At 47.6% G+C, this 25,940-nt stretch carries 31 protein-coding genes and 1 pseudogene; 24 read left to right on the top strand and 8 right to left on the bottom strand.

From position 1 onward, the window contains the following. Positions 1-4: 4 nt before the first annotated feature. From CGRAC_RS00705 to CGRAC_RS00755, 11 genes are all read left to right on the top strand, one after another. On the top strand, positions 5-1,012 hold the full coding sequence (locus CGRAC_RS00705) for an AI-2E family transporter (protein WP_040304025.1): 1,008 nt from the start codon (positions 5-7) through the stop codon (positions 1,010-1,012). A 101-nt stretch (positions 1,013-1,113) separates the two neighbouring features. Beyond that, positions 1,114-1,473 carry a nitrous oxide-stimulated promoter family protein gene (locus tag CGRAC_RS00710; protein WP_005871457.1) on the top strand — a complete coding sequence of 120 codons (360 nt, stop codon included), beginning with the start codon at positions 1,114-1,116 and terminating at the stop codon, positions 1,471-1,473. Positions 1,474-1,727: 254 nt separating this feature from the next. Then, positions 1,728-2,504: a hypothetical protein gene (locus CGRAC_RS00715; protein WP_005871454.1), complete on the top strand. Its 777-nt coding sequence runs from the start codon at positions 1,728-1,730 to the stop codon at positions 2,502-2,504. A gap of 61 nt (positions 2,505-2,565) precedes the next feature. After that, positions 2,566-3,132: a molybdenum cofactor guanylyltransferase gene (locus tag CGRAC_RS00720; protein ID WP_005871452.1), complete on the top strand. Its 567-nt coding sequence runs from the start codon at positions 2,566-2,568 to the stop codon at positions 3,130-3,132. Beyond that, complete coding sequence (locus CGRAC_RS00725) at positions 3,122-4,246, top strand: phospholipase A (protein WP_005871449.1); 1,125 nt, start codon at positions 3,122-3,124, stop codon at positions 4,244-4,246. The genes CGRAC_RS00720 and CGRAC_RS00725 overlap by 11 nt, the downstream gene beginning before the upstream one ends. A gap of 153 nt (positions 4,247-4,399) precedes the next feature. Next, complete coding sequence (locus CGRAC_RS00730; protein WP_005871446.1) at positions 4,400-5,326, top strand: branched-chain amino acid transaminase; 927 nt, start codon at positions 4,400-4,402, stop codon at positions 5,324-5,326. Positions 5,327-5,334: 8 nt separating this feature from the next. Next, positions 5,335-6,414, top strand: a complete 1,080-nt coding sequence (locus CGRAC_RS00735; RefSeq protein ID WP_005871444.1) for an SPFH domain-containing protein — start codon at positions 5,335-5,337, stop codon at positions 6,412-6,414. A gap of 664 nt (positions 6,415-7,078) precedes the next feature. Then, positions 7,079-8,089 carry a phosphoribosyl-AMP cyclohydrolase gene (gene hisI / locus CGRAC_RS12860; RefSeq protein WP_005871438.1) on the top strand — a complete coding sequence of 337 codons (1,011 nt, stop codon included), beginning with the start codon at positions 7,079-7,081 and terminating at the stop codon, positions 8,087-8,089. Positions 8,090-8,330: 241 nt separating this feature from the next. Further along, positions 8,331-9,221 (top strand): NTF2 fold immunity protein, encoded by an 891-nt coding sequence (locus CGRAC_RS00745; RefSeq protein ID WP_005871434.1) that lies wholly within the window; start codon positions 8,331-8,333, stop codon positions 9,219-9,221. A 123-nt stretch (positions 9,222-9,344) separates the two neighbouring features. Then, complete coding sequence (locus CGRAC_RS00750) at positions 9,345-9,944, top strand: hypothetical protein (RefSeq protein ID WP_005871430.1); 600 nt, start codon at positions 9,345-9,347, stop codon at positions 9,942-9,944. A 132-nt stretch (positions 9,945-10,076) separates the two neighbouring features. After that, a complete protein-coding gene (locus CGRAC_RS00755) occupies positions 10,077-10,604 on the top strand; it encodes a hypothetical protein (RefSeq protein WP_005871426.1) in 528 nt (175 codons plus the stop codon). Between the two features lie 98 nt (positions 10,605-10,702). On the opposite strand, the gene CGRAC_RS00760 is transcribed toward CGRAC_RS00755, so the two are convergent. Together CGRAC_RS00760 and CGRAC_RS12135 are read right to left on the bottom strand one after the other, a co-directional pair. After that, on the bottom strand, positions 10,703-10,969 hold the full coding sequence (locus CGRAC_RS00760; RefSeq protein ID WP_040304024.1) for a hypothetical protein: 267 nt from the start codon (positions 10,967-10,969) through the stop codon (positions 10,703-10,705). Beyond that, complete coding sequence (locus CGRAC_RS12135) at positions 10,963-11,148, bottom strand: hypothetical protein (RefSeq protein WP_005871422.1); 186 nt, start codon at positions 11,146-11,148, stop codon at positions 10,963-10,965. The genes CGRAC_RS00760 and CGRAC_RS12135 overlap by 7 nt, the downstream gene beginning before the upstream one ends. Before the next feature lie 129 nt (positions 11,149-11,277). Between CGRAC_RS12135 and CGRAC_RS00770 the strand changes: the two are divergent. From CGRAC_RS00770 to CGRAC_RS00800, 7 genes and pseudogenes are all read left to right on the top strand, one after another. Beyond that, positions 11,278-12,423 (top strand): annotated as a pseudogene (locus CGRAC_RS00770) (iron-containing alcohol dehydrogenase). A 345-nt stretch (positions 12,424-12,768) separates the two neighbouring features. After that, positions 12,769-13,638 carry an aldo/keto reductase gene (locus CGRAC_RS00780; protein WP_050346286.1) on the top strand — a complete coding sequence of 290 codons (870 nt, stop codon included), beginning with the start codon at positions 12,769-12,771 and terminating at the stop codon, positions 13,636-13,638. A 134-nt stretch (positions 13,639-13,772) separates the two neighbouring features. Beyond that, positions 13,773-14,681, top strand: a complete 909-nt coding sequence (locus CGRAC_RS00785; RefSeq protein WP_005869042.1) for an SDR family NAD(P)-dependent oxidoreductase — start codon at positions 13,773-13,775, stop codon at positions 14,679-14,681. Positions 14,682-14,856: 175 nt separating this feature from the next. Beyond that, positions 14,857-15,516 (top strand): carboxymuconolactone decarboxylase family protein, encoded by a 660-nt coding sequence (locus CGRAC_RS00790; protein ID WP_005869040.1) that lies wholly within the window; start codon positions 14,857-14,859, stop codon positions 15,514-15,516. A gap of 120 nt (positions 15,517-15,636) precedes the next feature. Beyond that, positions 15,637-15,780, top strand: coding sequence for a hypothetical protein (locus tag CGRAC_RS12370; RefSeq protein ID WP_005869038.1), 144 nt, complete (start codon positions 15,637-15,639; stop codon positions 15,778-15,780). A gap of 38 nt (positions 15,781-15,818) precedes the next feature. Then, complete coding sequence (locus CGRAC_RS00795) at positions 15,819-16,196, top strand: NAD(P)H-dependent oxidoreductase (protein WP_407637297.1); 378 nt, start codon at positions 15,819-15,821, stop codon at positions 16,194-16,196. 373 nt (positions 16,197-16,569) lie between these two features. Next, entirely contained in the window at positions 16,570-17,016 is a 447-nt protein-coding gene (locus CGRAC_RS00800; protein ID WP_005869032.1) for a cupin domain-containing protein, read from the top strand. A 61-nt stretch (positions 17,017-17,077) separates the two neighbouring features. Here CGRAC_RS00800 and CGRAC_RS00805 read toward each other — a convergent pair whose 3' ends face one another. Together CGRAC_RS00805 and purM are read right to left on the bottom strand one after the other, a co-directional pair. Beyond that, positions 17,078-17,437, bottom strand: coding sequence for an Imm10 family immunity protein (locus CGRAC_RS00805; RefSeq protein WP_005869030.1), 360 nt, complete (start codon positions 17,435-17,437; stop codon positions 17,078-17,080). A 44-nt stretch (positions 17,438-17,481) separates the two neighbouring features. Continuing rightward, positions 17,482-18,465 (bottom strand): phosphoribosylformylglycinamidine cyclo-ligase, encoded by a 984-nt coding sequence (gene purM / locus CGRAC_RS00810; protein ID WP_005869028.1) that lies wholly within the window; start codon positions 18,463-18,465, stop codon positions 17,482-17,484. Positions 18,466-18,538: 73 nt separating this feature from the next. Between purM and coaE the strand changes: the two genes are divergently transcribed. The 3 genes from coaE (at position 18,539) to dapF (ending at position 21,258) form a co-directional block, all read left to right on the top strand. Further along, a complete protein-coding gene (gene coaE, locus CGRAC_RS00815; RefSeq protein WP_005869026.1) occupies positions 18,539-19,213 on the top strand; it encodes a dephospho-CoA kinase in 675 nt (224 codons plus the stop codon). Positions 19,214-19,281: 68 nt separating this feature from the next. Next, entirely contained in the window at positions 19,282-20,202 is a 921-nt protein-coding gene (locus CGRAC_RS00820) for a tetratricopeptide repeat protein (protein WP_169748459.1), read from the top strand. A 177-nt stretch (positions 20,203-20,379) separates the two neighbouring features. Then, positions 20,380-21,258, top strand: coding sequence for a diaminopimelate epimerase (gene dapF / locus CGRAC_RS00825; RefSeq protein ID WP_005869022.1), 879 nt, complete (start codon positions 20,380-20,382; stop codon positions 21,256-21,258). 327 nt (positions 21,259-21,585) lie between these two features. Here the strand turns inward: dapF and CGRAC_RS12140 are convergent, their stop codons facing one another. The 4 genes from CGRAC_RS12140 to CGRAC_RS00835 form a co-directional block, all read right to left on the bottom strand. After that, complete coding sequence (locus tag CGRAC_RS12140; RefSeq protein WP_005869018.1) at positions 21,586-21,762, bottom strand: hypothetical protein; 177 nt, start codon at positions 21,760-21,762, stop codon at positions 21,586-21,588. A 361-nt stretch (positions 21,763-22,123) separates the two neighbouring features. Then, positions 22,124-22,285, bottom strand: a complete 162-nt coding sequence (locus CGRAC_RS11655; RefSeq protein WP_005869016.1) for a hypothetical protein — start codon at positions 22,283-22,285, stop codon at positions 22,124-22,126. A gap of 104 nt (positions 22,286-22,389) precedes the next feature. After that, positions 22,390-22,725: a hypothetical protein gene (locus CGRAC_RS00830; protein WP_005869015.1), complete on the bottom strand. Its 336-nt coding sequence runs from the start codon at positions 22,723-22,725 to the stop codon at positions 22,390-22,392. A gap of 83 nt (positions 22,726-22,808) precedes the next feature. Further along, positions 22,809-24,149, bottom strand: coding sequence for an ATP-binding protein (locus CGRAC_RS00835; protein ID WP_005869014.1), 1,341 nt, complete (start codon positions 24,147-24,149; stop codon positions 22,809-22,811). A 278-nt stretch (positions 24,150-24,427) separates the two neighbouring features. On the opposite strand from CGRAC_RS00835, the gene rpsJ reads away from it, so the two are divergent. Genes rpsJ through rplD form a run of 3 tightly spaced genes read left to right on the top strand, consistent with a single transcriptional unit; the run spans position 24,428 to position 25,940 of the window. Continuing rightward, positions 24,428-24,739 carry a 30S ribosomal protein S10 gene (gene rpsJ / locus CGRAC_RS00840; protein ID WP_005869011.1) on the top strand — a complete coding sequence of 104 codons (312 nt, stop codon included), beginning with the start codon at positions 24,428-24,430 and terminating at the stop codon, positions 24,737-24,739. Positions 24,740-24,750: 11 nt separating this feature from the next. Further along, positions 24,751-25,329, top strand: a complete 579-nt coding sequence (gene rplC, locus CGRAC_RS00845) for a 50S ribosomal protein L3 (RefSeq protein WP_005869007.1) — start codon at positions 24,751-24,753, stop codon at positions 25,327-25,329. Further along, positions 25,326-25,940, top strand: a complete 615-nt coding sequence (gene rplD, locus CGRAC_RS00850) for a 50S ribosomal protein L4 (protein WP_005869006.1) — start codon at positions 25,326-25,328, stop codon at positions 25,938-25,940. Before rplC ends, rplD begins: the two co-directional genes overlap by 4 nt.

The raw sequence follows: 25,940 nt of genomic DNA on the forward strand, positions 1-25,940 counted from the left end.
ATCCTTGAAGCTTCAAATGTCCTTGATGTCGGTTGCCTGCGTCGTAATCATCCTGGCTGGCCTTAAAGCCGCGCAGGCTATCGTCGTGCCATTTTTGCTAGCTATTTTCATCACGGTGCTCGTATCGCCGCTGGTGCTTTATGTCCAAAAGATCCGCGTCGGGCGTGTTTTTAGCTTCCTCATCATCACTTTCGCTTTCGTGGCGATTATAGTGTTTTTCGGTGCGGTCATCTTTGATGCGATCAAGGAATTTTCAGCGCGCCTGCCCGAGCTTCAAGCAAAATTTGAAGAGGTGCTAGGAGGCGTGAGTGCGAAGCTCTCTCGATTCGGCATAGAGCTTAACGCCGCAAACCTAGGCATCGATCCGAGCGAAGCCGCCGCGCAGCTATCTGCACTACTGCGCAAAACAGGCTCGATAGTCTCGACGGGATTTTTCATTTTTATAATGGTTTCATTTATGGTCTTTGAAAGCTCCGTGATCGACGAAAAAATCCGCTATTTTTCGCAAAGTAGCCGTGCTACGCATACTTTTGTGAAGAAATTTGCCTCCAGCCTCAAAAAATATCTGCTAATCAAAACTATCGCTTCAGCTTGCACCGGCGCGCTGATCGGACTTGGATTATGGGCGCTCGGAGTTCCTTATGCCGCACTGTGGGGGATTTTAGCTTTCGTGCTAAATTTCATCCCCACCATTGGCTCGATCGTAGCGGTCTTTCCGACACTTTTCGTGACATTAGCTACGATGGATATAAGCTCTAGCATCTGGACTATCGCAATCTATTTGGTCGTAAACGTAGCGATCGGAAATATCATCGAGCCGCGATTTTTAGGGCAAGGGCTCGGGCTTTCTACAATCAGCGTGCTTGCGGGGCTGCTGCTGTGGGGCTTTGTGCTTGGTATCGGCGGGCTATTTTTGGCTGTGCCGCTTACGATGAGCTTGCAAATCGCGCTTGCCTCAAACGACAAAACACGCTTCATTGCGACTCTATTAAGCAACAAGGTCGAAAGATAAAGCGAAATTCCGCGGAATTTTAAAATTCTATAAATTTTAGCTTGAGCGTGCTCAAGAGTATTTTTATCTCTTTTAGATAAAATCCGCCCAAAGGATCAAATATGACTAGCGAAAAATTTATTTACGAAGTAAACACGGTGACGAAATTTATCCAAATTTACTGCGATGGCAAGCATGCGGATGCGCCTAAAAGAGATGGTGCCGTGCTTCATGACTACAAAGACGATAGGGGGCTCGTGCAAACGCACTTTCATCTCTGTAGCGACTGCGAGCGGATGCTGTGTTACGCCTACGCGCGACTAGGCGCCTGCCCGCATACCGAAAAGCCGCGCTGTCACCACTGCCCGCATCCGTGCTACGAGCGTGAAATGTGGGTAAATATGGCTAAGATGATGAAATATAGCGGCATGAAGCTTGGGCTTACGAAGATAAAAAAGCTTTTTTCGTTTAAAAAAAGCTAACTTGCGTGGGCAATTTAGCTTGAGTTTGCGGGTAAAATTTATATCTGCAAACCCGCTTCATCTCTACACAAAAAAGTATAAAAAAGCAGCGTGAGAACAAGCGCAAAAAAGATATAAAAATCAATCAAAATACTAAATCTTAGCGCCTAAAATTCTGCCTTGCAAACGCAAATCCTCCGCAATCCTTGATAATAAATAATTAAATTTGAGTTTATAGTTTTAAGTTAGAATTGTGCCCAATCAAAGGAGAAAATATGAAGGTCATTACCATCGCGGTCGTTAACGGCAGGGTCGTAAACGAAAAGGAATTAATCGCGTCTATCGCCGATTATGACGATTTTACCGCGGTTGCCGAACAACTCCGCAAAGGGCTAAAATCGAGGTATTTTACATCTAGAGAGCATGCGAGGATCTACAAAAAAATCAGCGTCGAGACGGGCTTTAGGCGCGTGCGATTCGACTACAAGCCATATAAAGATAAAATTTCAAACCTTATCGCCGAGGGCTACACCGTCAAGGCGATCCTAAAAAAGATCGGCGAGGAGGACGAAGCGTTCAAAAACGCCGTTACTGCGCCCGGGCTTACGCACTTCATCTCCGTTACATTCAAAGATGAAAAAACAAGACTTCGCGCAACCGCAAAAAAAAGCGAAGATTTCTTATACGCATATCGCTTCGAGATCAAGAAAATGCACTTCCAAGGCGTTAGCAATAAAGAAATTTTAAAATATATGAAGGCTCATTACGAAAAAGATTTTGCCAAAGTAAGCGAGCGCGATCTGGCGAATTTTATCGAGGCAAACGCGGTGTTAGATACCGACCGCAAACTCTCGCTGTATAAAAAGCCGAGCCTTTACGATCCGCATTTTAGCGAGATTATGAAGCTTTACGCAAGCGGTATGCGAGTCTATGACATCTGGAAGACGCTTAAAGCCAAATACCCCGAGCTAGCCAAGCTTCAGGCGCCGAGCCTTTATCAGTTCATCGCAAACAACGCCCTTGGCAAAGCTAAATATATGCAAAAAGACTGATATGCCTGCGCTTTTTGTAAATTTTACTTTCAAATTTAAAATTTCGCCGCGATAAAGATCGATGAAAGTCGGTGAAATTTCTATGAAAACCTGCGTCATTCTCTGCGGCGGCAAAAGCTCGCGTTTCGGCAGCGACAAAACGCTGTTTCCATTTCGCGGGCATCCCAGCATGACGCACTTTCTTTTTTCGCGCTTAAGCCGCGAGTTTGAGCGGGTTTTCGCCTGCGCCAAAAGCTCTAAATTTAACCCTCCGCTTCCTATGATCTACGACGAATTTGAGGAATTTTCGCCGATGGGCGCGCTGTATTCGGCGCTAAAGCCATTTAGCGGCGAGCGCATTTTCATCATCCCCGCCGACATGCCCTTTGTAGAAATTTCCACTATTCGCGCTCTTAGCGAGCAAGAGGGGCAAATTTGCGTAGCGGGCGACGAGGCGCACAGACATAGCTTGTGCGGCTTTTTTGACGCAGCTCTCGCGCCGCGCGCGCTTGAGCTCTACCGCACGAAAGAGCATAAGATCGGCGCGCTCATCGATCGCGTAAATTTCAAAGTGCTAAATTTCAAAAATAAAGAGCAGTTTTTAAATATAAATTATCAAAACGATTTAAAGGGCGTAGATGAAATTTAAAGCTTTAACATTCGCGCTTTGCGCCATAAGCCTAGCCGCGCAAGATCTCTCCGAGCTATACGCAAAGGCTAGCGAATACGAGGCCAAGGGCGATTACAAAAACGCGATGATCTATTACAAAAAGATCGCCGCGGCAAGTCTAACGGAAAGCGACGAAAAGTCGCGCCGAAATTCAGCAAAAAATTCTATCGTGTCCGCACAAACTCCCGCTTCACGCGACGATATCGCCATTTTAAACTCCGCTGAGTCGCAAAATTCTTTCGCACAAAATTCCGCCGCGCCGAAACCCACTTCGTCAAATTTCGCAGACGCAAACTCGGCTGCGTCAGACTCCGCGTCAAATTTAGAATCATCAAATTTCGCCTCGCTCTCGCAGAATTCCACTGTGTCAAATTCCGCGCCACAAGGCGAGCAAAATGGTCGAAATTTTGGATTTTTAGGGCTTAAATACTACGAGCCGATCTATATGCTCTTTACCCACGATTTTAGCAAAAAACCCGATCGTAAGGCGGATGAGCTGCATTTTGAGTTTAGCTTCGAGCGCCCGATCACATACGACGCGCTGGGGCTTGGAGAGAAAATTTCATTCGCTTACGCGCAAAATTCCTGGTGGCAGATCACGCAGGATAGCGCCCCCTTTCGCGAAAGCAACTATCGCCCCGAGCTCTACGTTAGCGCTCCGGTGCCGTTTGCGGACGAGCTAAAGATCGGCGCCATGCACGAATCAAACGGCAAGGGCGGCGAGGAATCGCGCTCATGGAATAGGCTCTACGCGCAAAGCACGTGGAGCGCGGGCGGATTTTCTATCACCCCCAGAGTGTGGTATGCGTTTTGGCTGGACCGCACGAACGAGGACATCGCGGATTATATGGGCTACGGCGATCTGCGCGCGTCATACACCTTCGGCAAGCAGCGACTTAGCGCTCTGTGGCGAAACAACCTACATTTTGACGGCAATAACCGCGGTGCGATCGAGCTAAACTACAGCTTTCCGATCTTTAACAGCGGATTTTACGGCTATCTGCGCTACTTTAACGGCTATGGCGAGAGCCTCGCGGACTACAAACGCAGCGTCAATAAGATCGGCATCGGACTTTCTTTCGTAGAATTTTAATGCCATCTGCACCGAGTTGTGAGCTAAATTTGAACTCACGATTCGTTGTGCGTCTTAAAATCGCACCAAATTTCAACCGCTTTTAAATTTCTTAGAAATTAATATTGTTTTAGCTAAAATCGCAGATTAAATTTTAAATAAAAGGATCAAGAAATGGCACAAATTCAAGAGGCCGAACTCATCTGGAAAGACGGCAAACTAATCCCCTGGGCGGAGGCTACTACCCACGTTTTGACGCACTCTTTGCACTACGGAAACGCCGTATTTGAGGGCGTACGCGCCTATAAAACCGACAAAGGCTACGCGATTTTTCGCTTGGACGAGCACACTGCCCGTCTTGAAATTTCGGCAAAGCTCTGTCTAATCAAGCTTCCGTTTAGCTTCGAGCAGCTTCGTCAGGCCCAGATCGACGTCGTCGCGAAAAACCGCTTCGATCAGACCGTCTATATCCGCCCACTAGCATACTTCGGCTACGGCTCGATGGGCGTTTCGTCTAAGGACTGCTCGGTAAACGTCATCGTAGCAGCGTGGCAGTGGGGCGCGTATATGGGCGAAGAGGCGCTACGCAAGGGCATCAAGGCTAAAATTTCATCGTGGATAAAGCCGGCGCAATTTTCGATGATGGCAAAAGCCAAGGCGAGCGCGAATTATTTCAACTCGCAGATGGCAAATTTTGAGGCGGTCGATGCGGGATACGATGAGGCGATACTGCTCGATCCGCAGGGCTTCGTCGCGGAGGGGCCGGGCGAGTGTCTATTCATCGTAAAAGAGGGCGTCATCATCACTCCGCCGAACGACACCAGCCTTGAGAGCATCACTCAAAATTCAGTCATAGAAATCGCTCGCAGCCTAGGCTACGAAGTTCGCAGAGAGCGCATCGCTCGCGATCAGCTCTATGCCGCGAACGAAGCGTTTTTTACCGGCACCGCCGCGGAGGTCACGCCGATTAGTAACATCGACGGCAGGATCATCGGCAAAGGCGAGATGGGCGAGATCACGAGCCGCTTGCAAAAGGCGTATTTCGCCGCCGTCACGGGCAAAGACTCAAAATTTGAGCACTGGCTCACTTACGTTAAATAAGGACGCGCATGCCTGCGGATTTGAATGATTATTTTAATAAGAAAAATAGCGACAAAAAAGGCGGGAATTTAAATTTTAAAATTCCTAATTTCGGAGGAATGGGTAAGTTTAGCGGCGTGATTTACGCGATAATTGCGATAATAGCGCTACTAGTGATCTCAAAACCCTTCGTCACGATCCAATCCGGCGAAGTGGGGATCAAGTCAAATTTAGGCAAATACGATCCGACGCCTCTTGGCGCAGGACTTCACTTTTTCGTGCCGTTCATACAGGACGTATTCGTCGTAGATACTCGCACGCGTATCATAAACTACACCAGTAGCGAAGATATGAGCGCGGGTATCGCTACTAAAAGCGGCACCACGGGCGGTATCATCAGTAAAAACTCGCTTTCGGTGCTAGATTCGCGAAATTTGCCCGTCAGCATCGACATCACCGTGCAATACAGGCTCAATGAAGCCACGGCGCCCAATACGATCGCCGAGTGGGGCTTTTTGTGGGAGGATAAGATCATCGATCCGCGTGTAAAGGACGTCGTGCGCAGCGTCATCGGTAACTATGCCGCCGAGGAGCTGCCTACCAAACGCGACGAGATCGCCAAATCGATCGACGACGGCATCCGCAAGAATATCGAAGCACTGCCGAATTCGCCCGTAGATCTGCTAGCCGTGCAGCTTCGCGAGATCATCCTGCCGGCGAAGGTAAAGGAGCAGATCGAGAGCGTGCAGATCGCCAAACAGGAGGCTGAGCGCACCAAATACGAGGTCGAGCGCGCGAATCAAGAGGCGCTTAAAAAGGCTGCTCTTGCCAAAGGTAACGCAGACGCCGTCAAAATCGAGGCTCAAGGTCGCGCCGATGCCGCTAAGATCGAAGCCGACGCGCAAGCTTACGCCAACAAAGAGGTCGCAAAGAGCTTGGATGCAAATCTTTTAAGCCTCAAGCAGATCGAGACGCAAGCTAAATTTAACGAGGCGTTGCGCGAAAACAGCGACGCAAAAATTTTCCTAACGCCGGGCGGCGCGGTGCCTAATATCTGGGTCGATACGAAAGATAAGGCGAAGCAAAGCGCCATCGAGCGGGAAAATTAAAATTTCAGGCGGCTATGCGCCCCAATTTCGCGAACTAAATTTAGCTGTGAGGCGCGAAAAGCCCATCGTAATTTGTGGCTAAGTTTGACGGCAAATTTGTCCGCGGCATGTAAAATTAACCCGTGATTTTAAGGATGAAATTTAGCAATTAACGCAAATGCTCGTTCGCGATTTTGCGAGTTAAATTTAATGGCAAGTTTGCTGTGGTGCGTAGATCCGCGAGGGATTTTACGGACGAAATTTAGCTGCAAGGCGCGAAAAACTCGCTTGCAATTTATGGCTACGCTTAGCGGCGCGAGCGCAAAAACTAGCGATTGAAACTCGCGGAAGCTGCGTTTAGGCTTAGTGACTAGCGTGCGAAAAGCTTTGTTGGCGGCTTTGCGAGCTGATATGGTTAAATTTCATTGCGAGTTTGCTTCGCACAAAGGCTCGCTATATGCGAACTCGCTCGCCTCGGCTTTGTTTTAGTGAGTGCACGGAGGCTTGCAGCGCATAAATTTTCATGAAAGTGCGCTAAATTTCATCGCTAAGCCGCCGCGTAGAAATTTTAAATTCTTTAAATTTTTGCGAGACCGGTCTTGACGGTTTTTGAAATTTTATAATGCAAATTCCGCGTGCGGCAGTTAAATTTAAGGCGCGCGACTTCGCAAACTAAGGATCAAAGATGAAGGTAGATTGGCAAAAATTAGGCGGGCTGCTCCCCGCGATCGTGCAGGATGCGGGCGACGGCGCGGTTTTGATGCTCGCGTATATGAACGAGGAGGCGCTAAGCCTGACGCTACGTACCGGCTACGCGCACTACTTTTCGCGCAGTAAGGGACGCATCTGGAAAAAGGGGGAGGAGAGCGGGCACGTTCAGCTCGTAAAATCCGCCTTTTTGGACTGCGACAACGACGCGCTGCTGCTTAAGATCGAGCAATGCGGCGGATCCGCCTGCCACACGGGCGCGCGAAGCTGTTTTTTCAAAGAGATTTCACTGCAAAAATGTGGCGAAAATGTGGGGAGCTCGAGCACTTGCGGCGCGATAAATTTTGCAGAGCACGGCTCTACAACCTCTCTCGCGCAGAAAAATTCCGAGAATTCACGCGCAGGGCAAAATTCCGCTTCCTGCGACGGCTTTCAGAATTTAACGCCCGAAAATTCTACTACCTCCTGCAGCAATCAGAGCTCTGTAATGCAAAGCCCCTCTGCGACGAATTCCGCGTTCACAAATTCCGCCGCAGAGCGCAGCGAGCAAAATTTAGACGCCGCCGCGCAAAATTCTACGCTCGAAAACTCCGCAGAAAAAGGCCCGTACAGCGTTTTGGACGAAATTTATCACATCTGCTTGGATCGCAAGCTAAACGGCGAGCCCGCGCTCTCCTACGTCGCCTCGCTCTACGCAAAGGGCGAAAACGCCTATCTCAAAAAGATCGCCGAGGAGGCGTGCGAGTTCGCGCTGGCGTGCAAGGACCTCTCGCGCAGCGAGCTTTACGCAGACGTCGCGCGCGAGGGCTTCGGCGAGCACAGAGCGGGCGAGCCGCGATACGACGTGATTTATGAGGGGGCGGATCTTTTATTTCACCTTCTGCTCGCACTTGCGGCGCACAATATCCACCCGGACGCCCTACTTGACGAGCTAGCGCGCAGGCAAGGACAAAGCGGTATCGAGGAAAAGCGTCGCCGTGGAAAATGATGCGTAAAATTTAATCACAAAAGCACCTTTTCCGTTCGTCAGCTTTGCGCGGCGAGCTCAATTTAAAAAGTGTTGCCGAAATTCTGTGCCGAATTTCAACGACGAAAGTATATTTCAACCTCGCTATTGCCGCAAAATTTAATCGCGCTTGCGCGAGCTAAAATCCGCGCGTAAATTTAAGTGCCTTGCGTAAATCGTAAAATTTCACTAAAATTTTAAAATCAAATTTAAAGGATAGGTGATGAAGCAGATCACGATGCAGGAGGCTTTGGACGCGGTTAGCGAGCGCTACTGCAAAGGGCATCACTACGAAAATGTCGCGCTAAGCGATGAGATGGTGCGCCGCATCTGCGAGGTAAAAAGCCTCGTAAATATGGGCTTTATAGCTACGGCCATCACGGACGCGGCGCTGCAGCATCTAGCCACGCTACCGAAGCTTGCGTATCTTTTTTTGCAAGATAGCGATAAGATAAGCGGCGAGGGCTTTAGATACTTTGCGGAGCACGCCAAGCTCGAGCACATCGGTATCAAAAACGTCAGCATCACGGATGAGGGGCTAAAAGCGATCGTACAAATCCCGAAGCTAAAATCGCTGCGCCTGGTCAATTCACGCGTGAGCTTTGCGGGGCTGCTAGCCGTGGCGGATACCAAAATCCAGTTTTATCTAGACGGCGGGCGCTTCAGTAAGGAGCAAATCGCGGAATTCGAACAGGCACAAAGAGACGCCGTAAAGAGCAAAAAGAAGCTTGATCCAGATGACCTGGCGGCGGCGCGCGATACGCTGCTCGCATTTTTCACAGCGATGAGCGAATGGGAGAAATTTGCCACATCGAGAATTGATGATGCGGACGACGGCGAGGTGCAGCGCAGATGCGACGAGCTCTTTGCGCGCTACTGTACGCCCGTTAGGCGCAGCGGCTTCCGCCCCGAGGGCATTTCGTTTTCGATGGCGGAAGGCGGCACCTACGGCAGGTACGAGCTAACGGACGCCGAATGCGAGAGCAAAAATAAAATTTACATCTACGCCAAGGACGAACACGGCTTTGCGCGCCGCTTCCTGCTCGTGCGCAAGGACGGGCGCTGGCTTGTAGACAGATGCCAAGGCATGGACGGCAAAAACCGCGGGCTGTAAATTTGAGCGCAAAATGGGGTTTAAATTTCATCTGCGACGCGACTGCAGAGATAAAATTTAGCCTGCCGCGGGCACTGTGATAAAATTTCATCGGCGCTGCGAAAACAAATATAAAGAGGGCAAATGAGCGGTAAAATTTCTACGTACGGCGCGCGCGGCGATCAAAGAAAGGTGCGAATGAAAAGACAAATTTTCTCCGAGCTGGGCGGCTTCGTGTTATACGAGCCCGCGCTGCTAGCGCGCTATCTGGATGAGCACGGGCTTGCGAACGGGGACGTTCTTGCCTATTTTACGCAGACCGAGCACGGGGGTGCGGTCACAGAAGAGGGCATTGCGGTGCCGATATTAGGCGTTCGCAGCGATTATTACGATTTTGCGGTTACCGTGGGCGAGGCGGATGAGGAAATTTTTAATCAAAACGAAGCGAAAATCATCTCTCGCGGCTGGATTTTTCACTCATCAGGCACGCTAAAGATCGCAGGCATCGGCTATTTTAAAGATATGAGCCGCATCAGCGAGCAAAACAGCCTGAGCTTTCGCCTAGAGCGCGGTCGGTACCGCTTGGAAATTTTAGGCGGATACCAAAGCGCAAATTTTAGCGGCTCGTCCGCATCCCGCGACGATACGCCTATTTTAAGCGATACGCCAGTTTTTCATCTGCGGCTTACGCCCTCTGCCGAGCCTAAATTTAGCGGCGATTTGGAAACGTCATTTTATTTTTAGCCGATTTTTAAAATTTCACGCAAAATTTCTCTTTTTATGCGCAGCGGGCAGGCAAAATTTTATAAATTTAGCCGCATTTAGTCGCTGCGCCGAGTAAAATGCTATAATCGGCGCCAAATTACGGGAGGCGAGATGATTTTTGACGAACTTATAGACGCACTGGCGCAAAACAGCTGGCAGATACGGCGTAGAGATGAAATTTGCCCGCCGCGAAGCGAATTTTTAGGCGGCAGATTTAAAAATTTAAGCGAAGATTTTTACCGCTTCGTTTGCTCTTTTGAAATTTTGAGCGACGCTGCGGACGCCGTTTGGTTCGTGTCCGCTAGGGATTATGCGTCACCGAGCGCAGACGAGGCGGAATTTTGCTACGAAGATTTTGAAAAAGACAGCCTGGAGTGCGCGGATAACGATGCGCAAAGAGCCGCCGTGAGAGCATTTTGGAGCGAGTGCTTGCCGTTTTTATTTTCGGTCAGAGGCGAACGCTGCTTCGCGGGCATCCTCACGCAGGGCGCGGACGCGGGCAAGATCGTATTCGGCGCAGAACCGATCTATGAGGATGCCCTGGTCATTGCGCAAAACTTCGAGGAATTTATCGCTCTTTTCCTCGCCGCGCTCACGGACAAAAGCGCCGCGAAATATCCGCTTTCTTGCTTTGTGTAGCGGCATGCGATGCGAGCAAAGCGGTACTGCGAGCGCGAATAAAACAGCGCGGCAGGGGTGCGAGTAAATTTAGCCTCGCGCAAAATCCGCGCCGCAGATCATATCGGAGAGTAAAATTTCGCTCGATGTTTAGAGCAAAGCGCAAAAAAACGGTGCCGCAAATTATACGAGCCACAGAAGTCTGCCCGCGCGGTTCTGCCCCCCCCTATCTCCTTGAGCGCTTCAAGAATGTCTTCGCTTTGAAATTTAATGCTTACCGATAGAAACGGGCAGTGCTCTACCCACCCCAAAAGCGGCAGGTCGCTTGCGCAAAGTAGGAATTTTTGCGTGTCGTATCGATACTGCTTGCCGCTAAATTCTACCATTTTGCCGCCGCGCAGGCACAAGCGCGCGCTGGGCCCATAGATCGTCGCGATGAAGTCTGGGGCTTTCTTTGATGGTAAAAGCTGAGCGCCTCTATAGGCGTCTGAACGTGTCCGTAGGTGGGATATAACTCATTTGCGATCTTTGTGGCGTCTTTTAAAATTTTATCTACTTCGTTCATGCTCGCTCCTTTAAATTTATACAGATTACACTTACATTTGCACGATTGGGCAAGGAATTTGGACTATCGTGCTACCGCAAAATTTTAAAAAAGGCTATAATTTAGCCAACTTTATTTAAAGGAGAGAAGATGACAGATTTTAGTTTTTGCAACCCCGTGAGGATAGAATTCGGCAAGGATAAAGAAAAGCATATCGGGCAGTATATGAAGGAAGCGGGCGCGAAAAAAGCTCTCGTACTATACGGCAGCGAACGCGTGCGAAAAAGCGGTCTGATGGACGTTGTGGAGAGTAGCTTAAAGGCAAACAGTATAGAATTTGCGCAGCTTGGTGGCATAAAATCAAATCCCGTACTAAGCAAGGTAAACGAAGCGATCGGGCTCGCCAAAGAATTTGGCGCCGATAGCGTGCTCGCTGTGGGCGGCGGAAGCGTGCTGGACTCCGCAAAAGCCGTAGCCGCAGGCGCCTGCTATGAAGGCGACGTGTGGGATTTTTTCACCGGCAAAAATCCTAGCACCGCGCTTAAGATTTTTGACATAATCACCCTTGCCGCGACGGGCTCGGAGATGAACTGCGGCGGCGTGGTGACCAAGGAGCAGACCAAACAAAAATACGCGATCAGCGCGCCGTGTCTATATCCGAAGGTCTCGGTCATAAATCCGCAGCTGCAAGCAACCGTCAGCCGCGAGTATCTCGTATATAGCGCGAGCGACATCATCGCGCACAGCATCGAGGGGTATTTTACCGCTAGCGTCCATCCAGAGATCGTGCGAGCCTATATCGAAGCTAATATCAAAACCGTCATCCGCACGACTGAAATCCTACTCGCAGATCCGAGCGATTACGACGCGCGCGCCGAGTTTGCGTGGGCCGCGACGATGGCGCTAAACGGGCTAACCTACGTGGGTGTGGGCGGCTTCGGCTATCCAAATCATATGATTGAGCATGCGATGAGCGCGGTCGTGGACTGCGCGCACGGAGCCGGTCTTAGCGTGGTAATGCCTGCGTGGATGAAGTGGTATAAGGATAGAAATTTAAGCGCGTTTGAGCGTTTCGCGCGTGAAATTTTCGGCCTTAAAAGCGCAGATGAAGGCACCCTGGCGCTTAAGGTGTGGTTTGATAAGATCGGCACGCCGACTAGCCTGGCATAGCTAGGCATCGAAGGCAAGGTGCTAGACGAGGTCATAGACGTAGCCGCGACAAACGCCAAAGCATGGAATATGGCGGAGCTCTACAGCCGCGAAAATATCGCTAAAATTTTAGATTTTGCAAAATAAGGCGCGAGCGCATAGATAAAATTTAAACAGAAGGGCGAGCGATCGCCCTTTCCTGAAAAGGCAGGCGGCAGTATGGGCGCGCTAGTGATCGCTCTTCCTAAAAAAACAAGCGCGCAGATAGTGAGATGATCGTCTTGCATCTCTTAAGTCCGCGGGGCTCGCTGTAAGAGGGTAGAGGCGACAAAGCGGCGCGCCTAAATTTAAAGCTCAGACAGCTGCGGATCGAGCGTTAAATTTAGCCGTTTTCGATGCGAGAGATTTTGGCGCATTATAAAATTTAGCGCGGCGCCGTTCAAAGCGTACGTCATCAAAATGTCTAGATAAATTAAAATTAAAGGAGCTAAAATGCAGTATTTAACCTTAAACGACGGCAACAAGATGCCGATTTTAGGATTTGGCGTATTTCAGGTAGATCCGAAAGAGACGCAAAGATGCGTTGAGGATGCGATCAGCGTGGGTTACCGTCTCATCGACACCGCGCAGGCGTATTTTAATGAAGAAAGCGTGGGTGCAGCAATTAAGACGGCTCTTGCAGGCGGGTTAAAGCGCGAGGAGCTGTTTATCACTACTAAGCTTTGGATTAACGACACAGGTGAAGAGCGCGCGCTAAAAGCCTTCGATGCGTCGATGAAAAAGCTAGGGCTTGAGTATCTTGATCTTTATCTCATTCATCAGCCATATGGCGATATTTATGGCTCGTGGCGAGCGATGAAACGTTTGCGCGATGAGGGGCGCATTCGCTCTATCGGCGTTAGCAACTTCTACGCCGATCGGATCGTCGATCTATGCGAAAACAGCGGCGTCATCCCTGCGGTAAATCAGCTTGAGTGCCATCCGTTTTATCAGCGTGAAGCGTTAAAGCGCGTACTTGATGGCTACGGCATAGCATTTGAATCGTGGGCTAGCTTTGCCGAGGGCAAAAACGATATATTTAAAAATGCCGTGCTAAGCGGTATCGGCGAAAAATATGGTAAAAGCTCGGCTCAGGTTATTTTGCGCTGGTTAATTCAGCGCGGCATCATCGTCATTCCAAAAAGCGTTAAAATCGAGAGGATGAAGCAAAATTTCGACATTTTTGATTTTGCGCTTGCGCCTGATGATATGGCTGCCATCGCTGCGCTGGATACAGGCAAGACGCTGTTTTTTGATCACACAGATCCTGAGCGCGTAAAGTGGCTCGTAAACTGGATGAAGGATAATACGCCAAAACAATAAAAACAAGCCCATTTTTCGATCACGGCAATCCGCAATCTGTCAAAAGGCGGCGATTAAAAGGCGAGAATTTATAAAAATGCGATATTAACTGGCGTAAATTTAAACGCGAAAGAAATTTAATAAAGGAGAAAAACATGGAAAATCAGATTTGGCTTATCACGGCCGCTACGGGCGGCTTTGGGGAGAGTTTGGCAAAATATGCTCTAAGTAGAGGCGATAAGGTCGTCGCTACGTCAAGAACGATGAAGAAATTAAATGAGAAATTCGGCGGCGAGAGTGAGAATTTTTTGCCGTTTGAGTTAAAATTCGAAGGCGATCTGCAAGCTAAATTTAAAGCTCTGATAGAGGCGACGCAGAAAAAATTCGGCCGCATCGATAACCTCGTGAATAACGCCGGATACGGGCTTTTAGGCATAGTCGAGGAGACTGGTGAGGCCGATTTAAGGACACAGTTTGAGATAAACGTCTTTGCGCCGTTTTTACTAACACAGGCTGCGCTTAAACTAATGCGTCCGCAAGCGATAAAAGATGGCGGTAGCGAAGAGAAGGTTGTCGCTCGTATCTTTAATCTAAGCTCGATCGGCGGCTTTCGTACGAGCGGGGCTAGTACGCCTTATTGTATGAGTAAATTTGCTGTTTCCGCGCTTAGCGAGGGGCTAAATTTGGAGTTAAATCAGTTCGGTATCCGCGCGATAAATGTCATGCCAACGGGCTTTAGGACAGAATTTTTAGGCGAGAGCCTCAAAACCGGTGCGGGCGCGATCAAGGACTACAATGAGTTTAGAAGCGCTACTATCGAGAAATTTAAGGCTTACAACGGCAAACAGCCGGGCAACCCGGCGACCTTTGGGCCCGTGATGTTTGAGATCTCGCGCCAGACTATGCCTGCACAGTATCTTTTTATGGGCTCAAGCGCCTTTAAAAACGCCGAGCAAAAAATGGCGCTCGTGATGGCGGATATGAAGGACACAAGAAGCATCGCAGGAGAGGCGATGGACTTTAAGGACGCGACGGAGTCGGCGTTTGATAAGAGAAATAAATAGTTTTACGTTTCGTTAAGTGGCCTACTTTACGAGCGGCTTTGAATGACTTTTACTTTTTGGCGCTCGTCCGCAAGTTGCAAGACAAGCCTTACCAAAAAAGGAGCAAAGATGAAGTTTTTGGATTATTTCAGTAGCTCACGCCGCTTTAAATTTAAACACGACAAAGGAGCAAACGATGGTAAATTTTAACGAGCTTCCGCACGCGGCAAAGCTAAACGGGGCGCTTAGCGATAAACAGCTAGCGCTCGTTAGCGTGGCTGCTTATGCGGCGGCGGGCGATGCGGACAAACTAAAAGGCGCGCTGCAAAATGCTCTAAAAGCAGGGCTTAGCGTGAGCCAAATTAGAGAGGCGCTCTCGCATCAAAGCGCTTACATCGGCTTTCCGATGGGTTTAAACGGATTGATAGTTTTTAATAACCTCGTAAAAGAGCGCGAGGCGGCGGGTATTAAAGACGAAGCCGGCAAAGACGCGAGCCCGGTTGCTGCGGACAGCGATTTTTACGCGCTTGGCGAGCAGACGCAAAAATACATCTTTGGGAGCGATTATTCTGGTACGGTACTTTTTGACGCGCCTGCAGCCGATCACGGACTAAAGGCCTATCTTTTCGGCTATCTTTTTAGCAGGGATAATTTAGGCTTTTTAGAGCGCGAGATTATCACCGTCTCGACACTAGCGGCGTTAAATGGCGTCAATATGCAGCTAAAATCGCACCTAATCGGAGCTAGAAATTTAGGCGTAACAGGCGAGCAATTCGAGAGAATTTTTAAAATTTTAGGTGAATGCGTAGGCGAAGCAAAGGCGCAAAACGCAAGAGATGTTCTAAAAAGTCTTTAGCAGTTTACAAAATTTTAAGCAGCGGTATTTGGCGAAGTTTTAAGGTTGTTGCAGCAAATTCTTGCTACATATTATTTTGCAATATTTAGATAAAATTTAAAAGAAATTCAAGGAGAAAAAATGAGTAAAATTTTAGTTGTTTCGGGTCATACTGACCTTAAAAATTCATTTGCTAATAAGATCATCTTGGATGAGCTAAAAAGGCTTTTGCCGGAGGCGAAATTTGACATACTAAGCGAGAGCTTTATGCAGACTACCGTATAGACGTCGCAGCTGAGCAAGAAAAACTAATAAATGCTGACATAGTCGTGTTTCAATTTCCGTTTTTTTGGTATAGCGTGCCGTCTTTAATGCAAAAGTGGCTCGAGGATGTCTTCGTACACGGCTTTTCACACGGGCGAACGGGCGATAAACTAAGAGGCAAAAAGCTCGTCATCTCCTTTACAAGCGGCGCGCCGGAGGAGATGTATCAAAAAGCTGGCTTGCAAAACTACGAAATTGATGAATTTTTACCGCCGCTAAAACAGACTGCAAATATGTGCGGTATGCAGTTTTCGGGAGTCGTGTATAGCGGCGGACTATCGTATCAGAGCCGTCACGACGAAGAAAAGCTCGCCGTAATGCACCAAAAGGCTATTTTGCATGCAAAACGCGTTGCCGAGCTAGTAAAAAATTTGTAGGAGCAATAATGTATCTAATTAATATAACTTTAAATCAAAATTTAGTGCCATCTTAGCGTGCAGATGAGCTTTTTGCTGCGCGCAGAGCATGGTTTGCCAAAAATTTTGAAGCGAGGAATTTCTTACTTCTTGGCCCATGTCAAGACCGTGAACACGCAGGCATCATCATCGCGCAAGTCGCTAACCGTACGGCGCTGGATGAAATTTTAAAAGAGGATGCTTACTATCCATGTTTGGCAGAGTATGAGGTGCGCGAATTTAAAGCAAATTTGATCAGCGAAAAGATAGCGAACTACAAAGGAAAATAGTAAATTTTTTGGTTACTTGTGCGTATTAAATTTAAACATGTAGTAGTGCATTCAAAGGAGAAATCATGCAAAACACTCAAATTTTAGTTAAAAAAGATGAGCTGTCCGTCTATGACGAGGTGAGCGATAAAATTTTTGCAGGCGGTCTGCCTAAGGTCACGCTGCTTTTCGGCGCAACGCCTTATGCAAACGCAGGAGCAGCGCTAGTGCATTTTCCGCGTGGAGTACGTACGGCATGGCACACGCATCCCGCGGGGCAGAATTTAATCGTAACGAAGGGCAAAATTTACACCGGCACGGCGGACGGCATCGTGCAAATCGCTCGTGCTGGCGATGTAGTGCTCTGTCCGCCTGACGTCAAACACTGGCACGGAGCCGGACTGCAAGAAGACGGCGAGCATATCGCAGTGACCTTTGAAAAGGACGGCAAAAACGTAACGTGGCTGGAGCATCTAAGCGAAGATGAGTATAAAAGCCTCATCGAAAAAGCGGACGCAAAGGACGCGGAGTAGTATCCCCGAGTAGATTTTCGGCATGCTTGCTAAATTTCGCGTGCCGCTGGTGCATTTAAATTTATCCCTCGATGCTAAGCAGATCGCCGAAAATTTCTTTACAATACTGAATGAAACGTTTAGGAATTTTAACGCCGTGGATATCCATGTCGATGACGCTGTCTTGGACTTCAAAAACGATAAGCTCGCTAGTGATTTTCACAGCCTTACAGCCGTTATAGCATATATCGCCATTGCACTCTGCGTATAAGCCGTTATGCGGCGCGTCTGCGTCCTCGTACCGCCCGAGCTTGATCGGTCTTTGGAAAAGCAGATAGTTCTTATAGTCGTACTTATCGTCCGCAAGGCCTATCATATAATAATTCTCGGCACTGTTTTTGGAAGTGGTCACGATACCCGTTTTAAAATTTAGCCTAAACATAAACTCTGCCTTGGCAAAAAGCGGCAAATTTTACCGCTTCAAATCTACACGAGCTGCGCGCCCTGCCCCTTTACGACCTCTCCGATAACGTAGCCGTCGGTGTTAGCAAGCACAAAGTCCGCGTTTTGCTTCGGCGCTACGACGATCATGCCTACGCCCATATTGAACGTCCTCATCATTTCGGCCGGCTCCACTTTTTGCGCGATGATTTTAAAGATCTCAGGCGTACGGATCGCGGCATGCTCGATCTTCGCACCCAGCCCCTCAGGGAATACGCGCGGCAGATTTTCCACGATGCCGCCGCCCGTGATGTGCGCGAGCGCGTGGATCTTGTCTTTTAAATTTAAAAAGTCGCCGACGTAAATCCTAGTCGGCTCCAAAAGCACGTCGATGAGCGTGCGATTGCCTACCTTGTCGTCAAATTTTAGTCCCAGCTCGGCGACCACTTTTCGCGCGAGCGAGAAACCATTTGAGTGTAGGCCGCTGCTAGGAAGCGCGATGAGCACGTCGCCCTCACGGACGAATTTTGAGCGGTCGATCTCGTCCTCTTCGGCGATACCCACGGCAAAGCCTGCAAGGTCGAAGTCGCCTTTCTCATACATAGAGGGCATCTCCGCCGTTTCGCCGCCGATCAGCGCGCAGCGGGCGAGTTTGCAGCCCTCGGCGATGCTTTTTACGACCTCTTTGGCGTCACGGGTCTCGAGTTTCGCCGTCGCATAGTAGTCGAGGAAAAATAGCGGCTCAGCAAAGTTGCAGATGAGGTCGTTTACACACATCGCGACGAGATCCTGCCCCACGCCCTCAAATTTGCGCGCGTCGATCGCGAGTCGCAGCTTTGTGCCCACGCCGTCGGTGGCGCCTAGGATCGCGGGCTTTTTGTAGCCTGCGGGCAGTCTCACCGCGCCTGAAAACGAGCCGATACCGCCCAAAACGTGCGGAGTTTGCGTAGCTTTGACGAACGGTTTTATCGCGTTTACGAAGTCATTTCCCGCGTCTATATCGACGCCAGCGTCTTTGTAGCTTATCAAATTTTATCCTCCAAGATGGTATAATTTCGCAGATTTTAGCTAAAATCGAATAAAAACGCTATAAAGGCTCACCTTGAAATTTAAACACGCAGTCGTCATCACGGGCAGCATCGGCAGCGGTAAGAGCGCGGTTTGCGAGCTGCTTGCTGGGCGCGGATTTGAGACCATCGACGCCGATCAAATTTCGCACTGCGTCCTTGATCACTGCACCGCGCAGGTGGCTGAAATTTTCGGCGCGCAATATGTCGTGCAAAAAGACGCGCAGGCTAAAAATTTGAGTTCGCATGCAGAATCCAACGCCAATTCGGTTGAGGAAATTTTATCCGCCTCCCGCGCTTCAGTGGATCGCAAAAAGCTGGGCGAGCTTGTGTTCAAAAACCCTGCGGAGCTTGCGAAGCTCGAAGCGCTACTGCATCCAAAGATAGCGGCTGAAATTTTATCGCAGGCGCAGGCTTTGGAGGCGAAAGAAAAGATTTATTTCGTCGATATTCCGCTGTTTTTTGAGGGCAAGAGGTATGAGTTTTTTGATAAAGTAGCGGTCGTTTATGCGCCTAAAGATACGCTAATTTCGCGCGTGATGAAGCGAAACGGGCTGGATCATGCCGCCGCAAAGCACCGCGTGGAGCTGCAGATGGATATAGAGCAAAAGCGCGCCATGGCGGACTTTGTGATAGATAACGGAGGCGATCTTGCCGCGCTTAAGACCGCAGTGGAGAGATTTTTAAAAGAGCTAAAAGATAAAATTTAGCCCTTTGCGAGAGAACTCGTAAAATTTCTACGCGAATTAAGATGAGATTAAAAATAAAGGAAAAGGCGATGAGGATCGGTAGCCGCGCCCAAAGCGGCGCTAAATTTCAAAAATTTAAAAGCGCACCGCTTAAAGAGCGATTGAAATTTACGGCGCGAGCGGTTCTGCTCTCTGCGCTGTTTGCGACGGGCGCTGCGGCGGAGATCGACGATCTAAGAAAGAGCTGCGCCGCGGGGAGCGAGATAGATTGTAAAAAACTAAGCCGCGTGATAAATGAGCTGCAGCGCAACTGCGACGCAGGCGGCGAGGAAAACGCGCTAGATTGCGCAAATTTGGGCTATGCATACGACTCAAATAGGAGCTTCAGGCAAGCCGCGCGCTATTACGACAGGGCGTGCAAGCTCGGCGAGCAGAAGGGCTGCGTCTATTTGGGACTGCTCTACAACGACGGGCAGGGGGTAACGCAGGATCGCAAGAGGGCGAATGAGCTTTTCGGCGACGCCTGCAAGAAAAACAGCAGCGAGGGGTGCGCGAGCCTCGCATACAACTATAAAAAGGGGCTCGGCGTCTATCCAGACACGAAAAAGGCGATCGAGCTTTTGATCAAGGCTTGCAAAATGGGGCAGGTAGAGGCGTGCCATAACCTAGGGCTTAGCTACGTTCTTGGCGACGGCGTGAAAAAAGACGCGGACAGGGCTAGGACATTTTTTACGAGGGCTTGCGAGCAAGGACACGCGGATTCATGCGTAAATTTAGGCGTTACGTATTTCAAGGGCGACGGCGGGCAAAAGGATCACGCGCTTGCTGCGAAGTATTTTAGCGAGGCGTGCGAGAAAAGCGATGAGCCGCTAGCCTGCTCAAATTTAGCGTATCAATATAAAAAGGGCTGGGGCGTAGCGAAAGATAAAAAGAGGGCACGCGAGCTTTATGAAAAGGCTTGCAAGCTCGGAAGATTTGATGCTTGCGAGCATTTAAAGGCTATGAGGTAGGCTCTAACATCCATTGTGAAAGGCGCGTAACAAAATGGGCTCACGAAAGAAGATACGTTAGTAAATTGAGTCTTAGTAAAGCCTAGGAATAAGCGATACGCTTAAATTTAGATATAAGTAAAATTTTAATAAAGCGTTAGTGAGCGTTAGTAATTTTAAAAATTTGCGAGGTAGATGATGAAAATTTCAAAATATAATGCGAGCGGAAATGATTTTGTAATATTTACGGATTCAGTTAAGGCGGATAGATCCAAGCTAGCGCGCGAACTATGCGATAGGCGCGATGGAGTAGGTGCCGACGGGCTCATCGTCGTGCTGCCGAAATTTAACGGTATCGAGGGGATAAACTTTGAGTGGGAATTTTACAATAGCGACGGCAGCAGCGCCGATATGTGCGGCAACGGCTCGCGAGCGGTATGCATGTATGCGTATGAAAATTTCTTGGCCGCGCAGAGTATGAAATTCCTAAGTGGCGCAGGCGTAATTAGCGGCGAAATTTTCGGTATTTTCGGCGGAAATTTGAGTGAGAGCATGCGCGGCGAGCTACGCAATGTAAGCTTTGGCGAGATTTTCAATCTGCGTCCTAATGCTCACGCGTTAGTAGCTAACGTAGAGGTAATGTTAACTCGTCCTAAACGCCTAGGCGAAAGCTTTGAAGAAGCAGGGCTAACGTGGTATTTTTATAACACAGGAGTGCCGCACTTAGTAACTTTTGTTAGCGATCTAAATGAGTTTGATGCCGTGCTGGCCCGCGATCTGCGCGAAAAGTATAACGCTAACGTTAATTATGCGTTAGTTCAAAGTCGCCTCGCAAGCAAAATTTTAAAAGTGCGTACCTTTGAGCGTGGCGTAGAGGCAGAAACGCTTGCATGCGGTACAGGGATGGCGGCATGCTTCATCGCAGGCGTCGAAAATATGGGGCTAGCTTCCGACATCCGCGTGATACCTGCAAGCGGCGAAACGCTAAATTTGCGCTTAGGAGATGGAGGTAAAATTTACTTTCGCGGCGACGTTAGGCATACTTTCGATGGCGAATTTATCGGATACGTGGAGTAGACAGGGCGAAATTTCGAGCCGGTTTGCGCGATAATTCGTAAAATTTGTGAGTGTGATTTATGCAAGATTTCGCTTTTCGCTACGTTTGATAAAATAATATATTTGCAATACAGCATTGGAATTTTAAAATTTTATGATGATGAAATTTTGAAATTTACAGGGCATGGTTTGCGTGAGAATTTTAATTTTGAGGTAAAATTTGTCGCATCGTCACAGAATCTAATTCCAAATTTCGGAATTTTATGAAATAAAATTTTAAAATTTTGGTGCGCGAAATTTTACTACTAAGTTTGAAATTTTTTGATTGGATTCTGCACTTGTATTGCGCTAATTTAGGCTTCTGTGGAATTTAAGCGTTATAGCGTTATAAAATTTACGCTCTAGCCCGCTCATTCGGTTTATAAATTTTGCTGCCACCGCAAAAAATCCGCCGTGTTCGCACGAGTGAAATTCTGTCGTATTTGCGCGAGTAAAATCCGCCACTAATAGCAAAAAGTGCGACATCAAGCAAATCCTCGCCGCGGGTAAAATCTGTCAGACGATAAAGGCTGGATTTATAGATGCGGCAATTCTTGAAGCGCGGTAGAATTCGCTAACGACGATAAAAGCATAGTGTGGTTACGGCGAAATTTAAATTTGCGCCCGCCGAATTCTGCCGAGCCGTCATTTTGTCGTTTAAATTTTTAAATTCCATCCGCGTCGGTTTCGCTGAAACTAGGCATAAAATCTGATGATTAACTCTCTGGCGAGCGCTAAAATCACGACGAAAATTATAAATTTTAATAAAGATTTTTGTCGCATCGCAACAAGCATAGCGATGCCGAATAAAACGAGCGCAATGTCTAAAAATGTATCTTTCATGAGCTTATATATATTTTATTTTAGCCAAAATGCCAAGTATGACAAGAAGTATTATAAAGCGCAAGATTGAACGCATGGAGGATAGATCGCCAAATTCTTTGTCATATTCCTTTTTTACCTCCCACTCGGCTTTCCATGCGAGCATTTTTACTATAAAATCCAGCATTTTCATCTCCTTTTTTAAGGCGAGTCGCATAAAACGAAATTTTGTCGCTCCACGTGAAATTAAAGAATTCTATCTAATTGGCGCTTAAAATTTTTAATTTTGGGCTATTTGTCGGCGTTTTGGACGAGCGTTTTTTCGTATTTTTCGATAAAGCTTCGCCCTGCCTCGCATAGGCGGTAGATGAAAATCTTCGATGCCTTGCCCGCATCAAGCCCCGTATCCTTAATGCTTTCGCGCTGCAGATAGCCCCAGTTTTTATGAATTATGTCAAGAGTCGATTTGATCGAGGTGTAGTTGCGCCCACTCGCAGTTGCGAATTCGTTCACGGGCCTCATAAACTCTGCATCGCTTTGCTTATTGCGACACAAAAGCCCATCTTCGCCTTGCGATTCGACCAGTTTTAGCGTTTCATAAATGAGTTTATCTTTTAATTTGATCATCGGCTTTCCCTTGCATAATTGATATGGGCTTGTCAAAATTATATCATAAAATTTGTATTTTTATGATATAAAATTTCAAATATCTAAAAGCTGAGTGCGAATTCGTGAAAGGGTATGACGTCACAGCGGATGCCCTCAATCTCGAGCCTACCGGAGTTTGCCATAGACACAACTTTTAAACTTGTGATGCCAAGCTTTTTGAGCACGCTTAAGATTTTGCGGAATTTCAAAAAGATAATGTCCGCGTCGCTGAATGGGATGACGAGAACCCCCATCTTTAGGCCTGGCAGGTAAAAATCCAGCTCTTTTGTGTAAAAAATCGGCGTATTTAGCCCCAAAAGCTCGCAAAAAAGGACGTTGGCAAATTTTTTAGAGAAGTCCTTTTTGCTTGTTAAAATTTCGCGCATGTTAAAATGTGAAAAATATAGTTTTTTTGCGCGCGTAGGCTCGCCAGCTTTGCTTAAAAATCTGATGAAATTTTCCCGCTCAAGCTTGGCGATAGTGCCGTATACCGCGTCTTTTGAGATCTTGATACGCGGCTTTAGCGCGGTGTAAATTTTATTTGCACTAAATGCGGTGTGGACAGAGCTTAGGCACTCTTTGAGGATTAAAATTTCCGTGCGGCTAAAGTTCGCCGCAAGCAGCCTCTGCTCGAATTCTAAAATTTCGGCAGGCGCTATGAAGGGGTTTTTTGCGCCGCCGCCTTGGGCTAAAAATGCCGAAATCATCGAGTTTATCTCGTTGTGGCGCTTGTCAAAGGCGATAAATTCCTCAAACGAAAGCGGCAAAAGCTCAAGCCGCTCAAAGCCTGGCAAAACTAACTCTTTATCGCGAGTAGAAATTATAATGCGCTTTAAATTTAGCCCCCCAGCAAAGCTTTGAAGCGATGAAATTTCAAAATCGGTGCTACTGAAATTATCTAAAAAAAGCGATGAAATTTGCTCGTTGGCGACTAAAAATTCTTTGATCTCGCGGAAGAAATTCTCGCTCCTGTTTTTTGTGCTGTAGAACTCCGCATTTTTTATGTTGTTTGAGCCGCCTGTGCTTGCGTTTTTTGCGTTTTTTGTATCTGTATTTTTTACGGCGGCGCGATAAATTTCATCTACGCTGGGCATATCCGCGTCTAGCGTAGCTTCTCTACTTATTTCATATTCATTTGCTTCGCTAGCCCTTGTATTGTCCGCACTATTTCTAGCCACAAAAATTGCATCATTCGCTACCGCCTCTTCAAGGCGTAGATCGGCTAAATTCAGGTACAAAATTTCATCTTTTTTAAGTTCCGAAATTTCATTTTTCAGCACGGCGCTTTTGCCGGAATTTAGCACTCCGTATATTATAGTTTTGGGCGAGTCTATACCTCTTTTGCGCGGGATAAAGCCTGCAAATTCCGGCGGATTTTCGTAAAAAAATTTTAGATCATTCATGGCGAGTATTTTAAAATTTTCCTTATTAAAAGGAAATAAATCCGAAAAATCCTATGGAATTTTTATATCTGTTTAAATTTATCCAAAATTTTTGTATTGAAATTTTTCGACACTCTAAAAATTTTCGAAATTTTATATATTTTTCCTTATAAAAAGGAAATATTTCCATAAAATTTGGCTATTTTCTTGACAAAAAGGGAGCGCTTTTATATAATGTGCGTCTTTTGTTTGAAACAAAGGGTCGCGCGTTGCGACAAGTTCTTTATTAAGGAAAAGTGATGCAAAAAATTAGGTTAAAACTCAAGGCTTATGACCATCGAGTTTTAGATCGCACAGTTTCGGCTATCGTTGAAGCCGTAAAAAGAACAGGTGCGGACGTCAGAGGTCCCGTGCCGATGCCTACGAAGATTAAACGCTACACCGTTTTAAGATCTCCGCACGTAAATAAAGACTCCAGAGAGCAGTTTGAGATGAAAATTCACGCTCGTATGCTAGACATCGTAGCGGCTACGCCAGATACGGTTGATTCGCTAACTAAGCTTGATTTGGCTCCGGAAGTCAACGTCGAAGTTCATGCGATGGGCAAATAAGGGGTAAAACAATGGAATATATTGTAGAAAAAATAGGTATGAGTAGGACGATCGACACGAGCAGCACGCCCGTGACGCTTTTACGACTTATCAATACCAAAATTTGCGAAGTTTGCGATGAGAAAAAAGCTATCGTAGCCTACGCAGACGGCAAGGCGTATAACAAAGCTATCGCCGGCATTCAAAAGAAATATAGTTTGAGTAAGGAATTTAATAAATTTGCGACGTTAAGCTTAGAAAATGCCGAGCTTGGCGATCAAAATTTAGATGTTTTGAGCGAGGCCAAGATCGTCAAAGTAAGCTTCAGATCAAAAGGCAAAGGCTATCAAGGCGTCATTAAGCGCCATGGCTTTGCAGGCGGCCCTGCAGCGCACGGTAGCCGCTTCCACCGAAGGCCTGGTTCTATTGGCAACTGCGAGTGGCCCGGTCGCGTTCAGCCTGGTATGCGGATGGCGGGACACACTGGAAATGAAACGATCACTGCCAAAAACGAAGTCGTAAGCTTTGATGCCGAGAATAAAATTTTGGTGCTTAAGGGCTCGGTTCCTGGATTTAACGGCGCAATGGGCAGAATAAGGATAGTAAAATGAGTAAAGTAAGCGTGCTTAACGAAAAACTGGAAAAAGCAAGCGAAATTGAAATCCCTGCGAAATTTTCGGAAGTCAATTCGCACAATCTATATTTATACGTCAAATCTTACCTTGCTTCGCTTCGCGCAAATACGGCTAACGCTAAAACTCGCGCCGAGGTTAGCGGCGGCGGTAAAAAACCGTGGCGACAAAAGGGTCGCGGTGGCGCACGTGCGGGCTCAACGAGAACCAATGTCTGGGTAGGCGGCGCGGTCGCATTCGGTCCGACTAACGAGCGAAATTACGAGCAGAAGGTCAATAAAAAGCAAAAACGCCTTGCGCTGGAATTTGCTATCAATGAGAAAGCAAACGAGGGTAAAATTTTTATCTTCGACGATTTGGAGCTAAAAAGCGGTAAAACCAAAGATGCGGCAAATTTTATCAAGAAACTGGGCGTTAGAGATGCGTTGATCGTTAAAAACGAGCTGGACGCACAAACTCTTTTGGCCTATAGAAATCTTAAGAATTGCTATGTCATTGATGCAAGCGAGGTCAATGCTTACCTGATAGCAGTTTACGGCTCAGTCGTATTCGAAAAAGCGGCATTTGAATCAATAGTGAAAGAGGACTAA

It is taken from the genome of Campylobacter gracilis (assembly GCF_001190745.1).
Lineage (GTDB): Bacteria > Campylobacterota > Campylobacteria > Campylobacterales > Campylobacteraceae > Campylobacter_B > Campylobacter_B gracilis.